Source organism: Lysobacter sp. MMG2, assembly GCF_016735495.2.
GTDB lineage: Bacteria > Pseudomonadota > Gammaproteobacteria > Xanthomonadales > Xanthomonadaceae > Lysobacter_J.
Window position 1 is genome coordinate 445,027 of sequence record NZ_JAERQY020000001.1, and the last position, 18,975, is coordinate 464,001.

The following is an 18,975-nucleotide window of genomic DNA, read 5'->3' on the forward strand; positions in this document are numbered from 1 at the left end:
GAGATTAGGGATTAGGGATTCGTAACAGCGATACCACCCGATTCGTCCACGCGAGATCAGATGTCATGCCTTCGCGAATCCCGAATTCCGAATCCCGAATCCCGGAAATCACCGAACGCCTCGACCGCCTCCTCCCGCAGACGCAATGCGGGCAATGCGGTTTCGCGGGTTGCCGTCCGTATGCCGAGGCGATGGCGCGCGGCGAGGCCGATGTCGACCGCTGCCCGCCCGGCGGCGATGAAGGCGCACGTGCGCTGGCGAAACTCCTGGAAGTGCCGGCGAAGCCCTACGACCGCACGCGCGGCGAACACAAACCGCCGCTGGTCGCATTGATCGTCGAGGCCGACTGCATCGGCTGCACCAAATGTATCCAGGCGTGCCCGGTGGACGCGATCGTCGGCGGCTCCAAGCACATGCACACCGTCATCGACCCGCTGTGCACCGGCTGCGAGCTGTGCGTGCCGGCGTGCCCGGTGGACTGCATCGTGATGGTGGCGGCGTAACGGCCGCCACACGCAGCGCCTTACTTCGTCTCGACGACTGCCTTCGTCGCTTCGTCGGCCGCGCAGACCGAGCACACACGCTCGACCGTATACCCCTTCGCGCGCAGTTTCTCGATCACGCCGTCCTCGCCGAGCAGGTGCAGCGCACCGACCACGACGAGCGTCTCGCCCTTCTTCTGCCCGTCGAGCATCTGCTGGATCTGCGGCACCCAGGCGTCGTTGCGCTGCACGTTGACGATGCGGTACGTCTGCGGCGTCTTGTCGCGCATCTCTTCGCGCGCGAGCTTGTCCAGGCGCGCGATGTCGCCAGCGCGCCAGGCGCCGTGAAGGTCTTCGAGCATGCCCGGCATCTCGGTGGGCTTGTCGAGGAACTCCTTCAGCGACGTCACCTGCTCGGCCATCGGCGTGGAATCGAGCACGTTCAACTGCGTGTCCAGCGACTCCAGCCCGCCCGTCGCCTTGCCGCTCGCCAGCGCCTGCTGGATCAGCGTCTGGTCCAGGCCCTTGTCCGGGCGGAACCCCATCTGCTGGGAAATGCCCAGCATCAGCGACAGGTTCACGAACCACGGCTCGTAGCCGTCGAACTGGGCGATCGACGAACCGCGCTGGGCGAGGATGCGGTTGAACTTCTCGCGCATCGCCGCCGGCAGCACCTGGCTGAGCGTGCGGCCATCGGCGTATCCGGCCGCAGCGAGGAATCTCTGCGCGATCGACGGATCCAGCATCTGCTCCGGCGGCACTTCGAACACGACCTTGTCGGACGCTGCGAAGGCCTGGTCGATATCGCCCGACAGCGGATAGTCGCTCTCCCTGAGCAGGTGGAACGACCCCAGCAGATACACCGCGTTGTCACGGTCGGACACCTTCCACAGCAGCGGCACCGGCGGCGTAGCGGCCGGCGCGGCGGCGGCGACCTGCGCCGGCGCGGCCGGCGCCGGGGCATGCGCCTGCTCGACCGCCAGCGCCACCGACATCAGGCCCGCGGCAGCGGCGAGCGAAAGCAACAACAGTTTCAGGCGGCGGCGCATCGGGTCGGTGTTCCTGGTATCACGGAGCGGAATGGGTGTAGGTCTTCTCGCCGGCCTGGATCGCGACATCCAGGCGGTTTTCCGGCGGCGGCAACGGGCAGGTCGCGAAGGCGGTGAACGCGCACGGCGGGTTGCGCGCCTGATTGAAATCCAGCACCACCTTGCCGCCGATGCCGGGCTTGGCGACATCGAGGAAGCGGCCGGCCGGATAGCTGCCGTGCCCGCTGGTGCGATCGGCGAAGACCAGGAACAGCGTTTCCTCGCCCTCGTCCAGCGCTTCGATGCGGTAGGTCTTGCCGTCGCGTTCGAACTCGATCGCGCCCGGATTAGGCACCGCATCGGTGGTGCCGATGATGTTGGCGATCTCCAGCGTCTTGCCCGCCGGGTGCGGAACGAAGCGGCCTTCCACGCGCCAGTCGCGGCTGGTCGGCCAGTACTCCAGGCCGCGGAAGCCGGTGCGGGTGGCGGCATCGGCGTGCTTCACGCGCAGCAGGTAGCGATCGCCGCGCTTGATCACCGTCGCCATACCCTTGCCCTCATCGAAGGCGATCACGCTGGGACCGGTGGGCGCGTCGTCGGCGCGCAGGACGGTGGCGCCGGTGAGCGGCTGGCCGTCGAGCGTCATCGCCGCGCCCTTCTCGGGCACGAAGCGCAGGGTGTTGTTCTGCAGATCGATCATGCCGAAGTGCGACGGCCCCATCGACAGCTTGATGCCGTTACCGGCCGAGGAACCGATGTAGTGCGCGCCCGGCTCGATCCAGTGCAGGCCGATGAGGCTGGTCCAGCCGTCGGCGCGCGTGAGGTCGACGACGCGCTGCTGCCGCACCATGTCCAGCTCGTTCTGGAACGAGGCCTGCGCCGCCTTGGCCTGTTCCGCCGTCGCGGCGTCGTCCTTCTGCGACCCGCAGGCCGCGAGCGTGCCGATCATCATCACTGCGAACATCCTCGAGACGAGCTTCCCCTTCGCCACTGCACTCATTCAACGTCCTCGCAGGAACCAACGGTCGATGTCGGGCAGCGTGAAGCGTGCCCAGGTGGGACGGCCATGATTGCACTGGCCGGAGCGTTCGGTGATTTCCATCTCGCGCAGCAGGGCGTTCATCTCGGGCAGAGTGAGACGCCGGTTGGCGCGCACGGCGCCGTGGCAGGCCATGGTCGCCAGCAGTTCGTCGCGCGCGGCGCCGACGCGGCGCGATTCGCCGTGTTCGCGCAGGTCGGCGAGCACGTCGCGCAGCAACGCTTCGACATCGCCATGGGCGAGCAGCGCGGGCACCGAGCGCAACGTCAGCGACTGCGGGCCGCTGCGCGTCACTTCGAAACCGAGTTCGGCCAGCGTCTGCGCTTCGCGCTCGGCCACTTCGGCCTCGCGCTCGGACACCGCCAGCGTCGCCGGCACCAGCAGCGGCTGCGTGCGCAGGCCTTCGCCGTCGTGTGCGGTCTTGAGTTTCTCGTAGCCGATGCGCTCGTGCGCGGCGTGCATGTCGACGACGATCAGCCCCTCGGCGCTCTCGGCGAGGATGTAGATGCCGTGCAGCTGCGCGATGGCGTAACCCAGCGGCGGCAGCGTGGCGTCTTCGGTGCGTGGCAGCGTGGCGGGCTGTGCGGTCTGCGCGAACGACGGCGCGGCGGTCGCGGCATTTCCACCGCCGTACAGGGCCGCGTAGCCGGCGCGCGTATCCGCAACCTGCATCGGCAACGGTGCCTGGGACGCGCGTTCGAGGTAGCTGTACGACGGCGAGGACGCACCGTATCCGGCGGAGTAAGCGGACGGCGCGCCGGGCCCATCGTTCGCGGGCACGCCGGCGACACCCGCCACGGTGCCGGCGCGCGTTTCCGCCAGCGCGTCCTGCAGCGTGCGGTAGACGAAATCGTGGATCAGGCGCGCATCGCGGAAACGCACTTCGTGCTTGGCCGGATGCACGTTGACGTCGACGCGGCGCGGATCGAGTTCCAGGAACAGCACGTAAGCCGGCTGCCGTCCGTGGAAGAGCACGTCGGCGTACGCCTGCTTGATCGCATGCGCGATGCTGCGGTCGCGCACCGCGCGGCCGTTGACATAGAGGTACTGCTGGTCCGCGCTGGCGCGGTTGTACGCGGGCTGTGCGATCCAGCCGTGCAGGCGCAGGCCCTGTCCGGAGCCCATCGCATGCCCCGCACCGGCGTGGTCGACGCGCAGCGCGTTGCGCGCGAACTCCTCGCCCAGTGCTTCGTGCAGGCGCACTTCGGAAAGCAGGTCGCCCTCGCCTTTCCAGCGCCGCGACGGCTTGCCGTTGTGCGAGACACGCAGCTCGACGTCCGGACGGGCCAGCGCCAGCTGGCGCAGCCATTCCTCGATGTGGCCCAGCTCGGTGCGCTCGGCCTTCAGGAACTTGCGCCGCGCCGGTACGTTGAAGAACAGGTCGCGCACCTCGACCGTCGTCCCCTGCGGATGCGGCTTGGGCGTGATCTCACCGACGCGACCGCCGTCGACTTCCAGCGTCGCGGCGCGGTCGCTGCCGTCGCGGCGGGACGTCAGCGCGAACCGGCTGACCGAGGCGATGGACGGCAGCGCTTCGCCGCGGAAGCCGAGCGTGGCCACGCCTTCCAGATCGTCGAGCGAGGCGATCTTGCTGGTGGCATGGCGCGACACCGCCAGCGGCAGCTCGCCGGGCTCGATGCCCTTGCCGTCGTCGCGGATGCGGATCAGGCGGACGCCGCCTTCTTCCAGGTCGATGTCGATGCGACGCGCGCCCGCGTCGAGCGCGTTCTCGACGAGTTCCTTGACCACCGACGCCGGGCGCTCGATGACCTCGCCGGCCGCGATCTGGTTGATGAGGGTGTCGGGGAGCTGACGGATCGTCACGGTGTGGCGATGCGCTCCGGCATCGTCGAGGGAATCGACAGGAATGATAGCCGACGCAATGCCCGCGGACCCGGCCCGGACAAACAAAAACGCCCGGGAATCCCGGGCGTTGGCGTGTACGAGGGGCAATGGTTCAGAGACTGCCGCCGTTCGCTTCGCTCGTGGCGTACTGCGCGTCGGCGCGCGCCGCGTAGAGCGTTCCCGGCGGCGGCTGGCGGGTGAAGTAGGTGTTGACGCCGTCCAGCACCGCGCGCGCCAGGTTGCGCTGGTGCGTGGGGTCGATGAGACGGCGCTCCTCGTCCGGGTTGGAGATGAAGGCCGTTTCGACCAGCATCGCCGGCATGTCGGAGGTGCGCAGCACGGCGAAGTTCGCGCGCTCGATGTTCGGCTTGTGGTTGGAACCCACGCGCTTGAGGCCATCCAGAACGTGCCCGGCGGCGTCTTCGGACGCCTTCATGTGGCCGCTCTGGGTGAGATCGAGCAGCACGGAGGCCAGCGTGTTGTTGGTCTGCTCCAGGCGCACGCCACCAATGAGGTCGGAGGCGTTTTCCTTGTCGGCCAGCCAACGCGCACGCTGCGACGACGCGCCCTTCAACGAGAGCACGTAGACGGACGAGCCCTTGGCGGAGCGGTTCTCGGCCGCGTCGGCGTGGATCGAGATGAACATGTCCGCCTTGGCCTGGCGCGCCAACTGGGCACGACGCGGCAGCGGGATGAACACGTCGGTATCGCGCGTCAGGTAGGCCTTCAGGCCCGGCGTGCCATTGATCTGGCGTGCGAGTTCGCGGGCGATTGCCAGGGTCACGTCCTTCTCGCGCTTGCCCGACGGCCCGAGTGCACCGGGGTCCTGGCCGCCATGACCGGCGTCGATGGCGATGACGAGCGGGCGCATGCCGCGGCCGCGCATCACGTCCTTCATGGTCTTGACCGGAGCCTGCGTGGTCGCGGGCTCGGCGCCGGAGGCCGTGGCGGCGCCCGGCACGGGGGTCGGGACGCCTGTGGCGATGCGGGTGGGAACGCCGGTCGCGATGGTCGTGGCGACGGGCGCATTGGCGGTCGCCGACCCCGCGGACGCCTGCGGTATCGCCGCCGACGGCACCACCGGCGTGACCGTCGGCATCGCCGAAGGCGGCGCTGCGGTGGTCGCCACGGTGGATGGAGCCGACGTACCGCCATCGTTGCGGGCAACGATCTCGGTGATCAGACGGGTGGTCGCGGCCGAGGATGCGGCCGGATCGAATTTGCTTGGCTCGCCTGCGGCAGGCGCTGCCGGAGCGGCGCCAGTCGTGGGCGCGGTCGCGGAAACAGTTGCCGCCGGTGCAGGCGCAACGGCAGCCACCGCCGTAGAGGGGGCGCCATCACCCGGCCACTCCAGCACCAGTCGCGGTCCGTTGCCGCCCTGCTCGATGCGCGGCTTGAGGACGGCGACCGGCTGGGCCAGATCGAACACGATGCGTGCGGTGCCCGGCGTCGGCTCGCCGGTGCGGACGGCCTTGACCACGCCGGTAGCGCTCGGCATGCGGAAGCCGCGCGCCAATGCCGAGGCCGGCAGGTCGATGACGAGCCGGTCCGGCCCCTTGAGGTTGATGACCTTGAAGTCGGCGGCGCGGTCGAGCGCGATTTCGGCGCGCGTGCCGGTGGCGCCTTCGCTCAACTCCAAGCCTTTGATTTCACTGGCGTGAGCCAGATTCCAGGCGAGTGCCGCGAGCAGCGCGAGGCCGAGCAGACACTTCTGGACGGTGGCGGCCTTGACACGCATGAGCGGTAGTCAAGCACCGGCAAATCAAATTTGCAAGCATTTTTTCCTTACGAATCCGGGACCTGCTGGCGTTTCCTTCAAACCCGTTCAGGAGTCGGCCGCAACTCCGTGCCCGACGGAGACCCGCCCGACCCACGCCTCCCCGGTTCCGGACCCCGCGCGCAGCCGGGCAACCCGCCCGGGACCGCGCATCGCCAGTTCGACCGTAAGGTCCGGCGACGGCAGCGCGCCGACGCCCCGCTCCGGCCATTCGACCAACCACAGCCGCACTTCCGCGCCGTCCAGGCCAAGGAATTCCAGCTCGCCCGGATCGGCGATTCGATACAGGTCCAGATGCCAGGCCTCGCCGCCGTCGGCCAACGGATAGCGCTCGACCAGCGTGTAGGTCGGGCTGCGAATCGCGCCCTGCACGCCGAGCGCGCGCAGCAGTGCGCGCGCAAGCGTCGACTTGCCGGCACCGAGATCGCCGTGCAGATGCACCACGGCCTGCGCGGGACGCGTGATCGCCAGACGCGCACCGAGCGCGTCGGTGGCATCGGCATCGGGCAACCACACTTCGGTCATCGCATCGGCTCCGGGACGTACGGTTCTTGATTGGCGAAATGACGCAACCACGGCATCAGATCGCTGGGCAGCAAGCCGCGCTCGCCGCCGTCATGCGCGGCGGCGTCACCGGCCACCGAATGCAGCAAGGCACCGCAACTGGCCGCATCGAACGCGTCGTTGCCTTGCGCACGCAAGGCCGCGATCACGCCGCTCAGCACATCCCCCATGCCGCCCACCGCCATGCCGGGATTGCCCGCGGCGATCACGCGCGGCGCTTCGTGCGCGGACATGACGATGGTGCCTGCGCCCTTGAGCACAACCACGCACGCATACCGCTCGCACAACGCGCGTGCGGCGGCGAAGCGATCGCGCTGCACGTCGGCGGTACTCACGCCGAGCAGTCGCGCCGCTTCGCCGGGATGCGGCGTGATGACCGCATCGGCAGGCAATGCGAAGGGTTTGGTTGCCAGCAGATTCAACGCATCCGCATCCAGAAGCAGCGCTTTTCCGCTGGCGATCGCGCGTTCGTACAGCGGCGGCCCCCAGTCGTCACGCCCCAGCCCCGGCCCCAGCGCGATCGCATCGGCGCGCTCCAATGCGGCGTGGAAAGCGTAGGTGTCGCCGACTTCGTGCACCATCGCTTCGGGCACGCGCGCGAGCAATGGCGCGATGTGTCGCTCGCGCGTGGCGACTTCCACCAGCCCCGCGCCACTGCGCAGCGCTGCTTGCGCGCACAGCATGATCGCGCCGCCGCTGCCGTGGTCGCCGCCGATGCACAGCACGCGCCCGTTGCGCCCCTTGTGCGTGTCGCGCGGACGCGGTGCGAGCCAACGCGGAAGATCCGTCGCGGACAGGCGCTCGGCGGCGTGCGCGATCCCTTCGAAATCCGCGGCTTCCAGGCCGAGGGATGCAAGCGACAGCGCGCCCGCGTGATCGAGCGCGCTGCCGGTGCGAAGGCCGGCCTTGCCCGCCATGAATTCGAGCGTCCGCGTCGCGATCACGGCGTCGCCGGGCACGCAGCCGCGATCGGAGTCCACGCCACTGGGCACATCGAGCGCGAACACCGGAGCATGCGCGCCGTTGATCGCCGCGATCAGCGCCTGCGTCGACGCGTCGGGCGCACGCGAGAATCCGATGCCGAACACGGCATCGACGATCACCTCGGCGCGCGGCAGAGCTTGTTCGAAGTCAATGACGACTCCGCCGACTGCGGCATAGTCGTCGGCCGCGCGACGGGCCAGTTCGCCGCGTGGCGCGTGCTCGCGCAGGCGCACGACCCGGACTTTGCGCCCGGATTCATGGGCGTGGCGCGCCAACACATAGCCATCGCCACCGTTGTTGCCCGGCCCGCAGGCCACCACGATCCGCTGCGTTTGCGGCCAGTGCGCGAGCAGATCGCGCCATGCGGCCTGGCCGGCACGGCGCATCAGCTCGAAGGCGTCGCCCAGGCGCTGCGCGGCGTGCGTCTCGAGTTGGCGCAGCGCGGCCGCATCGTAGAGCGGATGAACGAAGGGGGCGGCAGCGTGGGCCATCGCGCGATTCTATACTTGGCGCGCCGTGAAACCCGTCGAATCGCCGCCGCTCCCTCCGACCACCGCGCCCGACCTCGAGGCGCTGGCCGACCGCGTGCGCGAACTCGCGCGCGAGTTGGGCTTCCAGCGCTGCGGCATCACCGGCATCGAGCTTGGCGAGGACGAGGCCCACCTGCGCGACTGGCTTGCGCAGGGGCTGTACGGCTCGATGGACTGGATGGCGCGCCACGGCGAACTGCGCGCGCGCCCGCACGAACTGCATCCGGGCACGGTGCGCGTGATCTCCGTCGGCCTGGACTACGGCCGCGACAGCGACGAAGCCTGGGCCACGCTGGACGACAGCGAGCGCGGCTACGTGGCGCGTTACGCACTCGGCCGCGACTATCACAAGCTGATGCGCCAGCGTCTGCAACGATTGGCCGACCGCATCGCCGACGTCGTGGGGCCGTTCGGCCATCGCGTGTTCGTCGACTCCGCGCCGGTGCTGGAGCGCGCGCTTGCGCGCAACGCAGGGCTGGGCTGGATCGGCAAGCACACCTGCCTGATCGACAAGGACGGCGGTTCGTTTTTCTTCCTGGGCGAGATCTACGTCGACCTGCCGCTGCCGATCGACACGCCCGCCAGCGCGCATTGCGGCACCTGCCGGCGCTGCATCGACATCTGCCCGACGCAGGCGATCGTCGCGCCGTACCGACTGGATGCGCGGCGCTGCATCGCGTATCTCACCATCGAGCACGAAGGCGCGATTCCGGAAGAACTGCGCGCCCCGATCGGCAACCGCATCTTCGGCTGCGACGATTGCCAGCTGATCTGTCCCTGGAACAAGTTCGCGCAACGCACGGACGAACCCGATTTCCGTGTCCGAAACAATCTGGACAAGGCCACGCTGGTGGAGCTGTTCGCGTGGAGCGAGGATGAATTCATGCAGCGCACCGAGGGTTCCGCTATTCGTCGCAGCGGCCATGAGCGCTGGTTGCGCAACATCGCCGTCGCGCTGGGGAATGCGCCATCGACGCCGGAGGTGATCGATGCACTGCGCGCAAGGCGCGAAACGTCCAGCCCCGTCCTGCGCGAGCACATCGAATGGGCGCTGCGAAGGCATGGGGCTGGCTGAGGAAGACGCAGCGACGGGATGGCGTGCCGCCATGCGGTAGCGGGAACGGGACCGCCTTCGCAGAAGGTCGAGTGTGTGCCAGAACTGCTGTCATCCCGGCGAAGGCCGGGATCCAGGTTGTCACGCTGTCTGACACCTCACGTCATTCCAGCGGAAGCTGGAATCCATCTTGTTGGTGATGTTCACAGGTAATCGGGAAGGCGTGAAACGTCCCTGGAGAGTACCGCCATACGGCGGCCCAAAAGCCCCGCGTTCGCGGGAATGACGGTGAGGCGGTTTGCCGCAAACGGAGTGCCCGTACGCTGCGGGCCTGGGTCCCGGCCTTCGCCGGGATGACGGTATTTGCGGTGGTTGCGGTGATGGCGGGCCGGCAGCGTGAGCGCTGCGCAGCGAACGCTACACGTCCCCGCGCAAACGCCCCAGCAACTCGCGCGTCACCGGATCATCCGCACCCGCCTGCCCTTCCAGTGCCGGCAACAGACGGCTGGCGACCTGCTTGCCCAGCTCGACACCGAACTGGTCGAACGCATTGATCCCCCACACCAGCGACTGCAGGTAGACGCTGTGTTCGTACAGCGCGAGCAGCGCGCCGAAAGAGAACGGCGTCAGCGCGTCGAGCAGGATCGTCGTGGTCGGCCGCCCACCGGCGTAGTTCCGGTGCGGGTCGTCGCTGTGCTGGCCGTTGGCGAACGCCTCGGTCTGCGCGAGCAGGTTGGCGTGCAGCGCGCGATGGTTCTGCGGATACGGCGCATCGGCACGAACCACGCCGATGAAGTCCGCCGGCACGATCGAGGTGCCCTGGTGCAGCGCCTGGAAGAAGCTGTGCTGCGTGTCGGTGCCTGCACCGCCCCACCACACCGGCACGGTTTCGACGCCGACCGGCGTGCCGTCGGTGCGCACCGACTTGCCCAGGCTTTCCATGACCAGCTGCTGCAGGTAGTTCGACAGCAACTTCAGGCGTTCGTCGTACGGCAACACCGCCTGCGTCGAATACCCCAGGCCGTTTCGGTTCCACACGCTGGTCAAGGCGTGCCACGCGGCGAGGTTGCGTTCCAATGGCGCGCGCAGGACGTGCGCGTCCATCTCGGCCGCGCCCGCCAGCATCTGCTCGAACGCGTCCATGCCGATCGCCAGCGCGATCGGGAAACCCACCGCCGACCATAGCGAATAACGTCCGCCGACCCAGTCCCACATCGGCAGGATGCGCTCGGGCGGGATCGAGAACGCCTGCGCGGCGCGTTCGACGTTCGCCGAGACGGCGTACAGGCGCTCGGTACCGCCCAGCCAGTCGCGCAGGATCGTGCCGTTGAGCAGCGTCTCCTGCGTGCCGAACGTCTTGGAGATCAGCACCGCGGCAGTGCGCGCGGGATCGAGTCCGGCGAGCACGCGCTGTGCGGCATGGCCGTCGACGTTGGAGAGGAAATGCACGCGGAAGCGCCCCGGCGCCGGCCCGCTCAGGGCGTCGACCGCCAGGCGCGGTCCGAGGTCCGAACCGCCGATGCCGACGCTGACGATGTCGGTGACGTCAGTGGCCGCCAGCGCGTCGATCAGCGTGCGCATGCGCTTGCGCGCGTCCAGCGCCTGCGCGTGCGCGGCCTTCGCGACGGGCGCGTCGGACAGATCACTGCGCAGCGCGGTGTGCAGCACCGAGCGGCCTTCGGTCAGGTTGATCTTCTCGCCGTCGAACAGCGCCTTCACGCGCGCCGGCGCATCGACCGACTGCGCGAGGGCGAACAGCGCCTGCAGTGCTTCGCGGTCGTAATGCTGGCGCGCGAAATTCGCGTAGATCGGGCCGACGCGCAGGGCGAAATCCTGCGCGCGTGCCGAGTCGTCGGCGATGAGGGTCTTCAGCGGTTGCTGGAGGGCACGCCCGGCCTGGGCGCGAAGTTGGCTCAGACGGGCGTCGGCACTCATGTCCGGATCAGGCGGCCTGGGCCGGCATGGACCGGTTGGTGTGCGTGAGCGCGTTGTCGCGGTCGACGTAGACCAGCGTGGGCTTGTACTTGGCGGCTTCGGCCTCGTCGCACACGCCATAGGCGCAGATGATGACCAGGTCGCCCGGCTGCGCGCAGTGCGCGGCGGCGCCGTTCACCGAGATCACGCCGCTGCCCTCTTCGCCGCGGATGGCGTAGGTGACGAAACGGTGGCCGTTGTTCACGTTGTAGATGTGGATCTGCTCGTACTCGCGGATGCCGGAGATGTCGAGCAGGCGGCCGTCGATGGCGCACGAGCCTTCGTAGTGAAGCTCGGCGTGGGTCACCGTGGCACGGTGGATCTTGGCCTTGAGGACGTTCAGTTGCATGGTGTTCGGCTCCGACCGCGGGCGCGGGCGTGTGGACGCAATTGGGGAAAGTCTAGCAGCGCATGGCGCGGTGCAACATCACCCCGCCTTCGCCATTGTCGACGGCCATGGAACGGTTAAGCCCGCCCATGGCGGCGGCGTTCAGGCGGTAAATTCGAGGTTGTCGATCAGCCGCGTACGGCCCAGGCGGGCGGCGATCAGGGCGACCCACGGTCCGGCCTCGCCGTCGGCGGGCACGGTCAGGTCGGGGCGACGGACCACGGCGTAATCCGGGACGAACCCTTCGGACACGAGGCCTCCGTGCGCGGCGGCTTCCACCGTTTCGCGCGGCTGCCCGGCCCGCACGGCGTCGGCCATGGCGGACAGGCAGCGGTGGATTCCGGCGGCCTGCGCGCGCTCGTCGGCCGACAGGTACTGGTTGCGCGAACTCATCGCCAGGCCGTTGGCCTCGCGGACGATCTGCGCGCCGACGATCTCGATGGGGAACGCCAGGTCGCGGACCATGTAGCGCACCACGGCCAACTGCTGGTAATCCTTGCGCCCGAACACCGCCACATCCGGCTGCACCTGGTTGAACAGCCGCGAGACCACCGTGGCGACGCCGTCGAAGTGGCCCGGACGGTGCGCGCCTTCGAGCGTCTGCGTCACCTGCGGCACCTGCACGCGCACGGTGGCCTCCACCCCGTAGGGGTACATCGCTTCCACCGTGGGCAGCCACATCGCGTCGCAGCCCGCGGCCTCCAGGCCGCGCGCGTCGGCGTCGGGTGTGCGCGGGTACTGGGCGAAATCCTCGTTCGGTCCGAACTGCGTCGGATTGACGAAGACACTGGCGACCACCCGATCGGCATGCTCGCGCGCGAGCTTCACCAGCGAGAAATGCCCGTCGTGCAGGTTGCCCATCGTCGGCACGAAGGCGACACGCAGGCCGTCGCGTTTCCAGCCGCGGACGCGTTCGCGCAGGCGGGCCAGGTCGGTGAAGGTTTCGATCATGGTGTGAGCGTGGGGATCAGACGCGGAAAGCAGAGGGAGGCAGGTATACGCCGGACGAACCGAGCACGGGCTCGGAAGCGGCCCGCAGGCGCTTAGGCGTAGGAGTGTTCGGCGTCCGGGAAGGAACCGTCGCGCACCGCCTGGGCGTAGGCGGCGAAGGCACCGGCCACCGAACCGCCTTCGACCAGGAAATCCTTCACGAAGCGCGGGCGGCGGTGACCGGAGTGCACGCCCAGCATGTCGTGCAGCACCAGCACCTGCCCGTCGCATTGCGGGCCGGCGCCGATGCCGATGGTCGGGATGTGCAGGTCGGCGGTGATCGCGGCGGCGACCGGCGTCGGCACGCATTCCAGCACCAGCAGGCTGGCGCCGGCGTCCTGCACGGCGCGAGCGTCTTCGCGCAGGCGTCGGGCGGCGAGTTCGTCACGACCCTGCACCTTGTAGCCGCCCAGGCGCAGCACCGACTGCGGGGTCAGGCCGAGGTGGGCGCAGACCGGAATCTCGCGATCGACCAGAAAGCGGATGACCTCGAGCTTGTGGCCCGCGCCCTCCAGCTTGACCATCGCCGCGCCGGCCTGGAGGAATGCGATCGAAGCTCCCAGCGCCCGTTCCGGTGTGGCGTCCGCACCGAACGGCAGGTCGGCGACCAGCAGTGCCTTGTCCAAGCCGCGCGCGACGCACGTCGTGTGATAGGCGATGTCGGCCACGGCCACGGGCAGCGTGCTGTCCTGGCCCTGCACCACCATGCCGAGCGAATCGCCCACCAGCACCAGGTCGACACCGGCGCTGTCCATCGTGCGAGCGAAACCTGCGTCGTAGCAGGTCAGCATCACCAGCTTGCGGCCGTCGCGCTTGGCATCTGCCAGCGCGGGCACGGTCCAGGGCTTCTCGTTCGGAGTTCCGCTGTACATGGGGTCTGAGTTGGCGCCGGCCGAGGAGGCTCAGGCGGGATCGTGGGGGTCCGCATACGTTACCCCCTGCACCTGCGCCGGTGCCATCCCGGCCAGTGCCTGCGCGGCCGTTCCAACGCCGGGAATGCGGGCGTCGGGCGAAATTTCCGCAAGCGGCACCAGCACGAAGGCGCGCTCGTGCAGGCGCGGATGCGGCACGTGCAGGCCCGGCTCGTCGATGCGCTGTTCGCCGTAGAGCAGCAGGTCGAGGTCCAGCGTGCGCGGCCCCCAGCGGTCGCTGCCATCGGCGAGGCGATGGCGGCCGGCATGGCGCTCGATGTCGAGCAGGTCGGCCAGCAGCTGCTGCGGCGCGCGCGATGTGCGCAGCATGGTCACCGCGTTGATGAAATCCGGCTGCTCGGTAACGCCCCACGCGGCGGTCCGGTACAGCCGGGAGGCGCGCACCAGTTGCGTTCCCGGCAGCGCATCCAGCGCGCGCAACGCAGCCCGCAACGTCGCGATGCTGTCGCCCAGGTTGCTGCCCAGGCCAATGAAGGCGACCGGGCGGTCGTCGGTTTCGCTCATTCGCCGCCGTTGACGGGCTTGCGACGACGGCGACGGCGCTTGCGCGGTGCATCGCCCTCCTCGCCCGGTTCCACCTCGTGATGCGCGTGCGCCTCCACGGCCAGCGCCTCACCCGGATGAAGCTGCGCTTCGCGCCAGAACGCCACGTCGTCGGCGTGTTCGTCGGACGCGGCCAGGCGCAGGTTGAGGAAGTCGAACGCTGCCCGGAAGCGCGGATGCGAAAGCAGTCGGAACACCCGCTTGCGCTGGCGCTGCGAGAAGCGCGACTGCAGCAGCCAGATCTCCTGCATCGGCAGCGAGAAACGGCGCGGCAGCGCGATCGTCTCCAACTGGTGCACGGTCACGCGATCGGCAGCGCGACGCTGCGCTTCGGCCGCGTGCACACCCTGCGCCTGCAGCTGCGCCAGGGCACGGCAGTACGCCGGCCACAGCAGCAGCGCGAACAGGAACGCAGGCGATACCGGCTCGTCATTGGCGACGCGCGCGTCCGTGCCGCTCAGGCCTTCCAGCAGCATGCGACGCAGCGCACCGGTGCGGTTGGACTTCAGCGCGGCCGCGGTCTCGGGCAGCAGTGCGGGCAACAGGCCATGGCGTTCCAGGCCGATGAAGCTCTTCACCGCGTGGCCGGACAGGAACAGCTTCAGGCACTCCTCGAACAGGCGCGCCGGCGCTGCTTCGCGCAGCAACGGCGCGAGCTCCGGGATCGGCACCGCGGTGGCTGCTTCGATCTCGAAGTCGAGCTTCGCCGCCAGGCGCACCGCGCGCAGCATGCGCACCGGATCTTCGCGGTAGCGCGTATGCGGATCGCCGATCAGCCGCATCAGGCGGTCGCGCACGTCCTGGTAGCCGCCGGTGTAGTCGCGCACCGAGAAGTCCTCGATCGCGTAATACAGCGCATTGGCGGTGAAGTCGCGACGGACCGCGTCGTCCTCGATCGTGCCGTACACGTTGTCGCGCAGGACGCGGCCGCCCTCGTGCAACTCGCGGTCGCCGCTGCCGTCGTCGCTGTTGGCGCGGAAGGTCGCGACCTCGATGATCTCGCGGCCGTAAACCACATGCGCCAGGCGGAAGCGGCGGCCGATTAGGCGGCAGTTGCGGAACAGCCCCTTGACCTCTTCCGGCGTCGCGTTGGTGGCGACGTCGAAGTCCTTGGGGTGGCCGCCGATGAGAAGGTCGCGCACCGCGCCGCCCACCAGATAGGCGTCGAAACCGCCCTCCCGCAGCCGGTAGAGCACGCGCAGGGCGTTGGGACTGATGTCACGCCGCGAGACGTTGTGCTGGTCGCGCGGGATGATCTGCAGATGGGTTTGGATGTTGGCTTGCATCAGGCGGGCTTGCCGCGGGTCCTTTGAAAGATGGTCGTTGCCTGGGGCTACGGCGGCGCATATACTAGCAAGCCGCGTTGTGTTGAGAGCCTCCGCGGGGTTCACCGCTCCATCCGCTCCCATCGTCTAGAGGCCTAGGACACCGCCCTCTCAAGGCAGTAACACGGGTTCGAATCCCGTTGGGAGTACCAATTCCGAAGCCCGCGCAGCGATGCGCGGGCTTTTTCGTTGCGGCCCCGCCGATCAGCCAAACCCCGGATTGGGACCTGCGGCGGCGAATCGTTAAACTACCTCCCGCGCCACTGCTCACGCGCGCCTTTCCCACGGAAATTCCCGCCATGCCCTTCGTCGTCACCGAGAACTGCATCAAGTGCAAGTACACCGACTGCGTGGAGGTGTGCCCGGTCGACTGCTTCCACGAGGGCCCGAATTTCCTGGTGATCGATCCGGACGAGTGCATCGACTGCACGCTGTGCGAACCGGAGTGCCCGATCAATGCCATCTACCCCGAGGACGACGTGCCGGCCGGCCAGGAAGGCTATGTCGCGCTCAACGCCGAGCTGTCGAAGGCCTGGCCGGTGATCACCACGCGCAAGGACCCGCTGCCGGACGCGAAGGAGTGGGAAGGCAAGCCGGGGAAGCTGGATCTGCTGGAGCGCTGAGCCCGTTTCCCGCGAGAGCGGTTGAGCCGCGCGGATGCTGTCTGGCTGACGCACAAAAAAACGGGCGCCCACGGCGCCCGTTTTTTGTGCTGCCGCGGTGTCGACGCTTACTGCGCGCCCAGCGCCGTGCGCAGCGTGTCGACCAGCTTCTTCGGCGCATCGCCGGTGGCCGGCAGGCCGCGCGGGTCGACGGCCGAAACGTAGGAGCCCGCACCTGCACCGGCCACGCGCACCAGGAAGTTGCTGCCCTCGTAGCCCACGTCGTAGACGCCCAGCGCTTCGGCGCGGCTGGTGATGTTGACGCCCTCCACCGCCGCCAGCGCCTCGCCGACCTTGGCGTAGGCCTCTTCGCGGGCGATCGGCAGCGTGAAGCCGCCGGAGGCCTGGCCGGTGCTGATCGCCTTGGCGGCGGCTGCGGACGGTACGTTCACCGCAGTGTCGGTGCGCGGCTGGTCCAGGTCCGGCGGGACTTCCAGCGGACGCGTTTCCGGGCTCTGGGCGTAGAGGTCGCTGCCCTTGCGGAACCAGCTGCAACCTGAGCCGACCACGATTCCGGCCAGCAACAGGCCGGCCACGGCGGCACGGGTCATCGAAACATTGGGACGCATGTAAGTCTCCTGCAGAGGTTCAGGCCACGAGCGATTCGCGGCATTCCAGTTCGAGTTCGGCCACCAGCGCGGCGATCGCCGTCGCGGTGTCCGTGTGTGCGGCCGAGAGCGACAGCAGCGGCAGACGCAGCCCGTGGCCGATGCCCCTTCCCGCCAGCAGTGCCTTGACCGGGATCGGGTTGGGCTCGACGCCGAGGAAATCGTAGGCCGGTTGCAGACGCGCATCGAGCGCCAGCGCCGCGTCGCGCTTGCCGGCGCGGGACAGGTCGGCCAGGCGACGAAACGCGCGCGGCACGACGTTGGACGCGACCGAGATCACACCGTCGGCGCCGGCGAACATCGCACGGCACGCCGTCGGATCATCGCCGCTGAGCACGGCGAAGCCGTTGTCCTTGAGCGCCAGCAGCGCGGCCATGCGGTCGGGTTCGCTGCGCGCTTCCTTGATGCCGACGATGCGCGGATGCGGCGCGAGTTCGGCCACGGTTTCCGGCAGCAGGTCGCCGCCGGTGCGACCGGGCACGTTGTAGAGCACGAGCGGCAGTGCGCCGTCGTCGGCGATGGCGCGGTAGTGCGCGATCAGGCCGGCCTGGGTCGGGCGCACATAGGGCGGCGTCACGACCAGCGCGGCGTCGGCGCCCAGGCGCGCAACGCGGCGGGTCAGTTCGATGGTCTTGGCGGTGTTCGACAGGCCGGTGCCGGCCAGCACCGGCACGCGGCCGGCCACCCGTTCCACCGCCGTGCGCAGCAGCGTGTCGTATTCGGCGTCGAACAAGGCCGCCGCCTCGCCGGTCGATCCGGCCACCACGAGGCCCTGCGTGCCCGACTCCAGTTGCTCGTCGAGCAGTCGGTTCCAGGCGTCGAGGTCGAGTTCGCCGGACGCGGTGAAAGGCGTCGCCAGCGCGGTGATGCTGCCGGTAAGTCGCAAGGTCTTCAGGGTCCGAGGCCGCGTTTGCTTCTAGGTCCGTGCGATTTCGCACGGGTCGTTGGGCCGGGTCGTCGACCTGCGTCGTCGACTCGGGGCGTTCGAGCGGTGTCGAGCGCGCGCTCAGCGCCTTGCGATGTTACTTGCGGCCCGAAAGCGCGGGCAAGTATGCTCCTCGGCAAGCACGGGCCCCTCACGGGCCACCATTCAGTATCGCAGCTCACGCTCCCGACGCAGGCGCCGCCTTGACCGATTCCGCTTCCCGGCCGTCGCCGAACGAAAACCACCTCCTGATCAACGCCTACACGACGCATCCGGAGTCGCCGCTGCTTTCGGTGACGCGCCGGATCGCCGATTCGGGCTGCAATCTGGTGGACGCGCGCCTGGCCACGGTCGGTCGCGACGTGTCGGTGACCGCGCTGGCGGTGGGTTCCTGGGACTCGGTCGCCAAGCTGGAGGCCATGCTGACCCGCCTGGAGCGGGAAGAAGGCCTGAAGCTGGTGTGGTACCGGACCGGCGCCAAGCAGGCGCAGTCCAACCTGCTGCCGTACGTGGTCGAAGTGGTCGCGGCCGACAAGGCGGGCATCCTGTTCCAGCTGGCCGATTTCTTCGACCGCCAGGGCATCACCATCGAAAGCCTGCATTCCTCGCGCTACCGCGCCATGCAGACGGGCGCGGAGATGTTCTCGGCGCAGATCACCATCGGCGTGCCGTCGAGCATGCACATCGCGGCGCTGCGCGACGACTTCCTGGAGTTCTGCGACCACCTCAACCTCGACGCGATCATGGACCCCATGAAGTTCTGATTGCGAAACGCGCGCGAACGCGGCAAGTTGGTACCCGCAGCGGGCCAGCGCAGGAGCGATGAAGAAGTACGATGCTCGACACCGGCGACCGAATTCCCAAGACCGTTTCCGCCCTGCCCCTGGCGCTGTCCAGCGGTGAAACCGCCTCGCTCAAGGATTTCACCGGCCAGTGGCTGGTCCTGTACTTCTACCCGAAGGACAGCACGCCCGGCTGCACCACCGAGGGCATCGACTTCAACGCCCTGCTGCCGAAGTTCAAGAAGGCCGGCGCCACCGTGCTGGGCGTCTCGCGCGACTCGATCAAATCGCACCAGAACTTCTGCGCCAAGCAGGGCTTCAAGTTCGACCTGGTCAGCGACGGCGACGAAGCGCTGTGCAACGCCTTCGGCGTGATCAAGCCCAAGAAGCTCTACGGCCGCGAGTACGTCGGCGTGGAGCGCAGCACCTTCCTGATCGACCCCAAGGGCGTCATCGCCCAGTCATGGCGCCCGGTCAAGGTGCCCGGCCATGCCCAGGCCGTACTCGACGCGCTCAAGGAACACGCAACGCAGTGACCCCCTC

At 68.8% G+C, this 18,975-nt stretch carries 19 protein-coding genes and 1 tRNA gene; 6 read left to right on the forward strand and 14 right to left on the reverse strand.

Annotated features, from left to right (window positions below; genetic code table 11):
* The first annotated feature begins 65 nt into the window (after positions 1–65).
* Positions 66–503 (forward strand): Rnf electron transport complex subunit RnfB, encoded by a 438-nt coding sequence (rnfB, locus tag JI752_RS01965; RefSeq protein WP_216958441.1) that lies wholly within the window; start codon positions 66–68, stop codon positions 501–503.
* Positions 504–523: 20 nt separating this feature from the next.
* On the opposite strand, the gene JI752_RS01970 is transcribed toward rnfB, so the two are convergent.
* The 6 genes from JI752_RS01970 to JI752_RS01995 all read right to left on the reverse strand — a co-directional run bounded on the left by JI752_RS01970 (position 524) and on the right by JI752_RS01995 (position 8,210).
* Positions 524–1,531 (reverse strand): TraB/GumN family protein, encoded by a 1,008-nt coding sequence (locus JI752_RS01970; protein WP_216958443.1) that lies wholly within the window; start codon positions 1,529–1,531, stop codon positions 524–526.
* A gap of 19 nt (positions 1,532–1,550) precedes the next feature.
* Entirely contained in the window at positions 1,551–2,510 is a 960-nt protein-coding gene (locus JI752_RS01975; protein ID WP_216958445.1) for a DUF1684 domain-containing protein, read from the reverse strand.
* A complete protein-coding gene (mutL, locus tag JI752_RS01980) occupies positions 2,511–4,373 on the reverse strand; it encodes a DNA mismatch repair endonuclease MutL (protein ID WP_216958447.1) in 1,863 nt (620 codons plus the stop codon). It abuts the gene before it with no gap.
* Between the two features lie 133 nt (positions 4,374–4,506).
* Positions 4,507–6,132 (reverse strand): N-acetylmuramoyl-L-alanine amidase, encoded by a 1,626-nt coding sequence (locus JI752_RS01985; RefSeq protein WP_216958450.1) that lies wholly within the window; start codon positions 6,130–6,132, stop codon positions 4,507–4,509.
* Between the two features lie 87 nt (positions 6,133–6,219).
* The gene (tsaE, locus tag JI752_RS01990) at positions 6,220–6,696 is read right to left on the reverse strand and encodes a tRNA (adenosine(37)-N6)-threonylcarbamoyltransferase complex ATPase subunit type 1 TsaE (RefSeq protein WP_216958452.1); all 477 of its coding nucleotides are present in this window, start codon (positions 6,694–6,696) and stop codon (positions 6,220–6,222) included.
* On the reverse strand, positions 6,693–8,210 hold the full coding sequence (locus JI752_RS01995) for an NAD(P)H-hydrate dehydratase (protein ID WP_216958454.1): 1,518 nt from the start codon (positions 8,208–8,210) through the stop codon (positions 6,693–6,695). Before JI752_RS01995 ends, tsaE begins: the two co-directional genes overlap by 4 nt.
* An 82-nt stretch (positions 8,211–8,292) precedes the next feature.
* Between JI752_RS01995 and queG the strand changes: the two genes are divergently transcribed.
* Positions 8,293–9,324 carry a tRNA epoxyqueuosine(34) reductase QueG gene (gene queG / locus JI752_RS02000; protein ID WP_216961736.1) on the forward strand — a complete coding sequence of 344 codons (1,032 nt, stop codon included), beginning with the start codon at positions 8,293–8,295 and terminating at the stop codon, positions 9,322–9,324.
* A gap of 396 nt (positions 9,325–9,720) precedes the next feature.
* Here the strand turns inward: queG and pgi are convergent, their stop codons facing one another.
* From pgi to pcnB, 6 genes are all read right to left on the reverse strand, one after another.
* On the reverse strand, positions 9,721–11,358 hold the full coding sequence (pgi, locus tag JI752_RS02005; protein WP_345777311.1) for a glucose-6-phosphate isomerase: 1,638 nt from the start codon (positions 11,356–11,358) through the stop codon (positions 9,721–9,723).
* Positions 11,246–11,626 carry an aspartate 1-decarboxylase gene (panD, locus tag JI752_RS02010; protein WP_216958458.1) on the reverse strand — a complete coding sequence of 127 codons (381 nt, stop codon included), beginning with the start codon at positions 11,624–11,626 and terminating at the stop codon, positions 11,246–11,248. The genes pgi and panD overlap by 113 nt, the downstream gene beginning before the upstream one ends.
* A gap of 141 nt (positions 11,627–11,767) precedes the next feature.
* Entirely contained in the window at positions 11,768–12,616 is an 849-nt protein-coding gene (panC, locus tag JI752_RS02015; protein WP_216958460.1) for a pantoate--beta-alanine ligase, read from the reverse strand.
* 92 nt (positions 12,617–12,708) lie between these two features.
* Positions 12,709–13,527, reverse strand: a complete 819-nt coding sequence (panB, locus tag JI752_RS02020; protein WP_216958461.1) for a 3-methyl-2-oxobutanoate hydroxymethyltransferase — start codon at positions 13,525–13,527, stop codon at positions 12,709–12,711.
* Positions 13,528–13,557: 30 nt separating this feature from the next.
* Entirely contained in the window at positions 13,558–14,091 is a 534-nt protein-coding gene (gene folK, locus JI752_RS02025) for a 2-amino-4-hydroxy-6-hydroxymethyldihydropteridine diphosphokinase (protein ID WP_216958465.1), read from the reverse strand.
* Complete coding sequence (gene pcnB / locus JI752_RS02030) at positions 14,088–15,416, reverse strand: polynucleotide adenylyltransferase PcnB (RefSeq protein WP_216958467.1); 1,329 nt, start codon at positions 15,414–15,416, stop codon at positions 14,088–14,090. The genes folK and pcnB overlap by 4 nt, the downstream gene beginning before the upstream one ends.
* 115 nt (positions 15,417–15,531) lie before the next feature.
* On the opposite strand from pcnB, the gene JI752_RS02035 reads away from it, so the two are divergent.
* Positions 15,532–15,607, forward strand: a tRNA-Glu gene (locus JI752_RS02035).
* A gap of 147 nt (positions 15,608–15,754) precedes the next feature.
* Positions 15,755–16,078 (forward strand): ferredoxin FdxA, encoded by a 324-nt coding sequence (fdxA, locus tag JI752_RS02040; protein ID WP_115840725.1) that lies wholly within the window; start codon positions 15,755–15,757, stop codon positions 16,076–16,078.
* Positions 16,079–16,185: 107 nt separating this feature from the next.
* Here the strand turns inward: fdxA and JI752_RS02045 are convergent, their stop codons facing one another.
* Together JI752_RS02045 and dapA are read right to left on the reverse strand one after the other, a co-directional pair.
* Positions 16,186–16,686, reverse strand: a complete 501-nt coding sequence (locus tag JI752_RS02045; protein ID WP_216958468.1) for a hypothetical protein — start codon at positions 16,684–16,686, stop codon at positions 16,186–16,188.
* 19 nt (positions 16,687–16,705) lie between these two features.
* Positions 16,706–17,611, reverse strand: a complete 906-nt coding sequence (gene dapA, locus JI752_RS02050; protein WP_216958470.1) for a 4-hydroxy-tetrahydrodipicolinate synthase — start codon at positions 17,609–17,611, stop codon at positions 16,706–16,708.
* A 242-nt stretch (positions 17,612–17,853) separates the two neighbouring features.
* Here dapA and JI752_RS02055 point away from each other — a divergent pair, with 242 nt between their 5' ends.
* Positions 17,854–18,414: a glycine cleavage system protein R gene (locus JI752_RS02055; RefSeq protein WP_216958472.1), complete on the forward strand. Its 561-nt coding sequence runs from the start codon at positions 17,854–17,856 to the stop codon at positions 18,412–18,414.
* A 71-nt stretch (positions 18,415–18,485) separates the two neighbouring features.
* Positions 18,486–18,968, forward strand: coding sequence for a peroxiredoxin (locus JI752_RS02060; RefSeq protein ID WP_216958474.1), 483 nt, complete (start codon positions 18,486–18,488; stop codon positions 18,966–18,968).
* Positions 18,969–18,975: the final 7 nt, after the last annotated feature.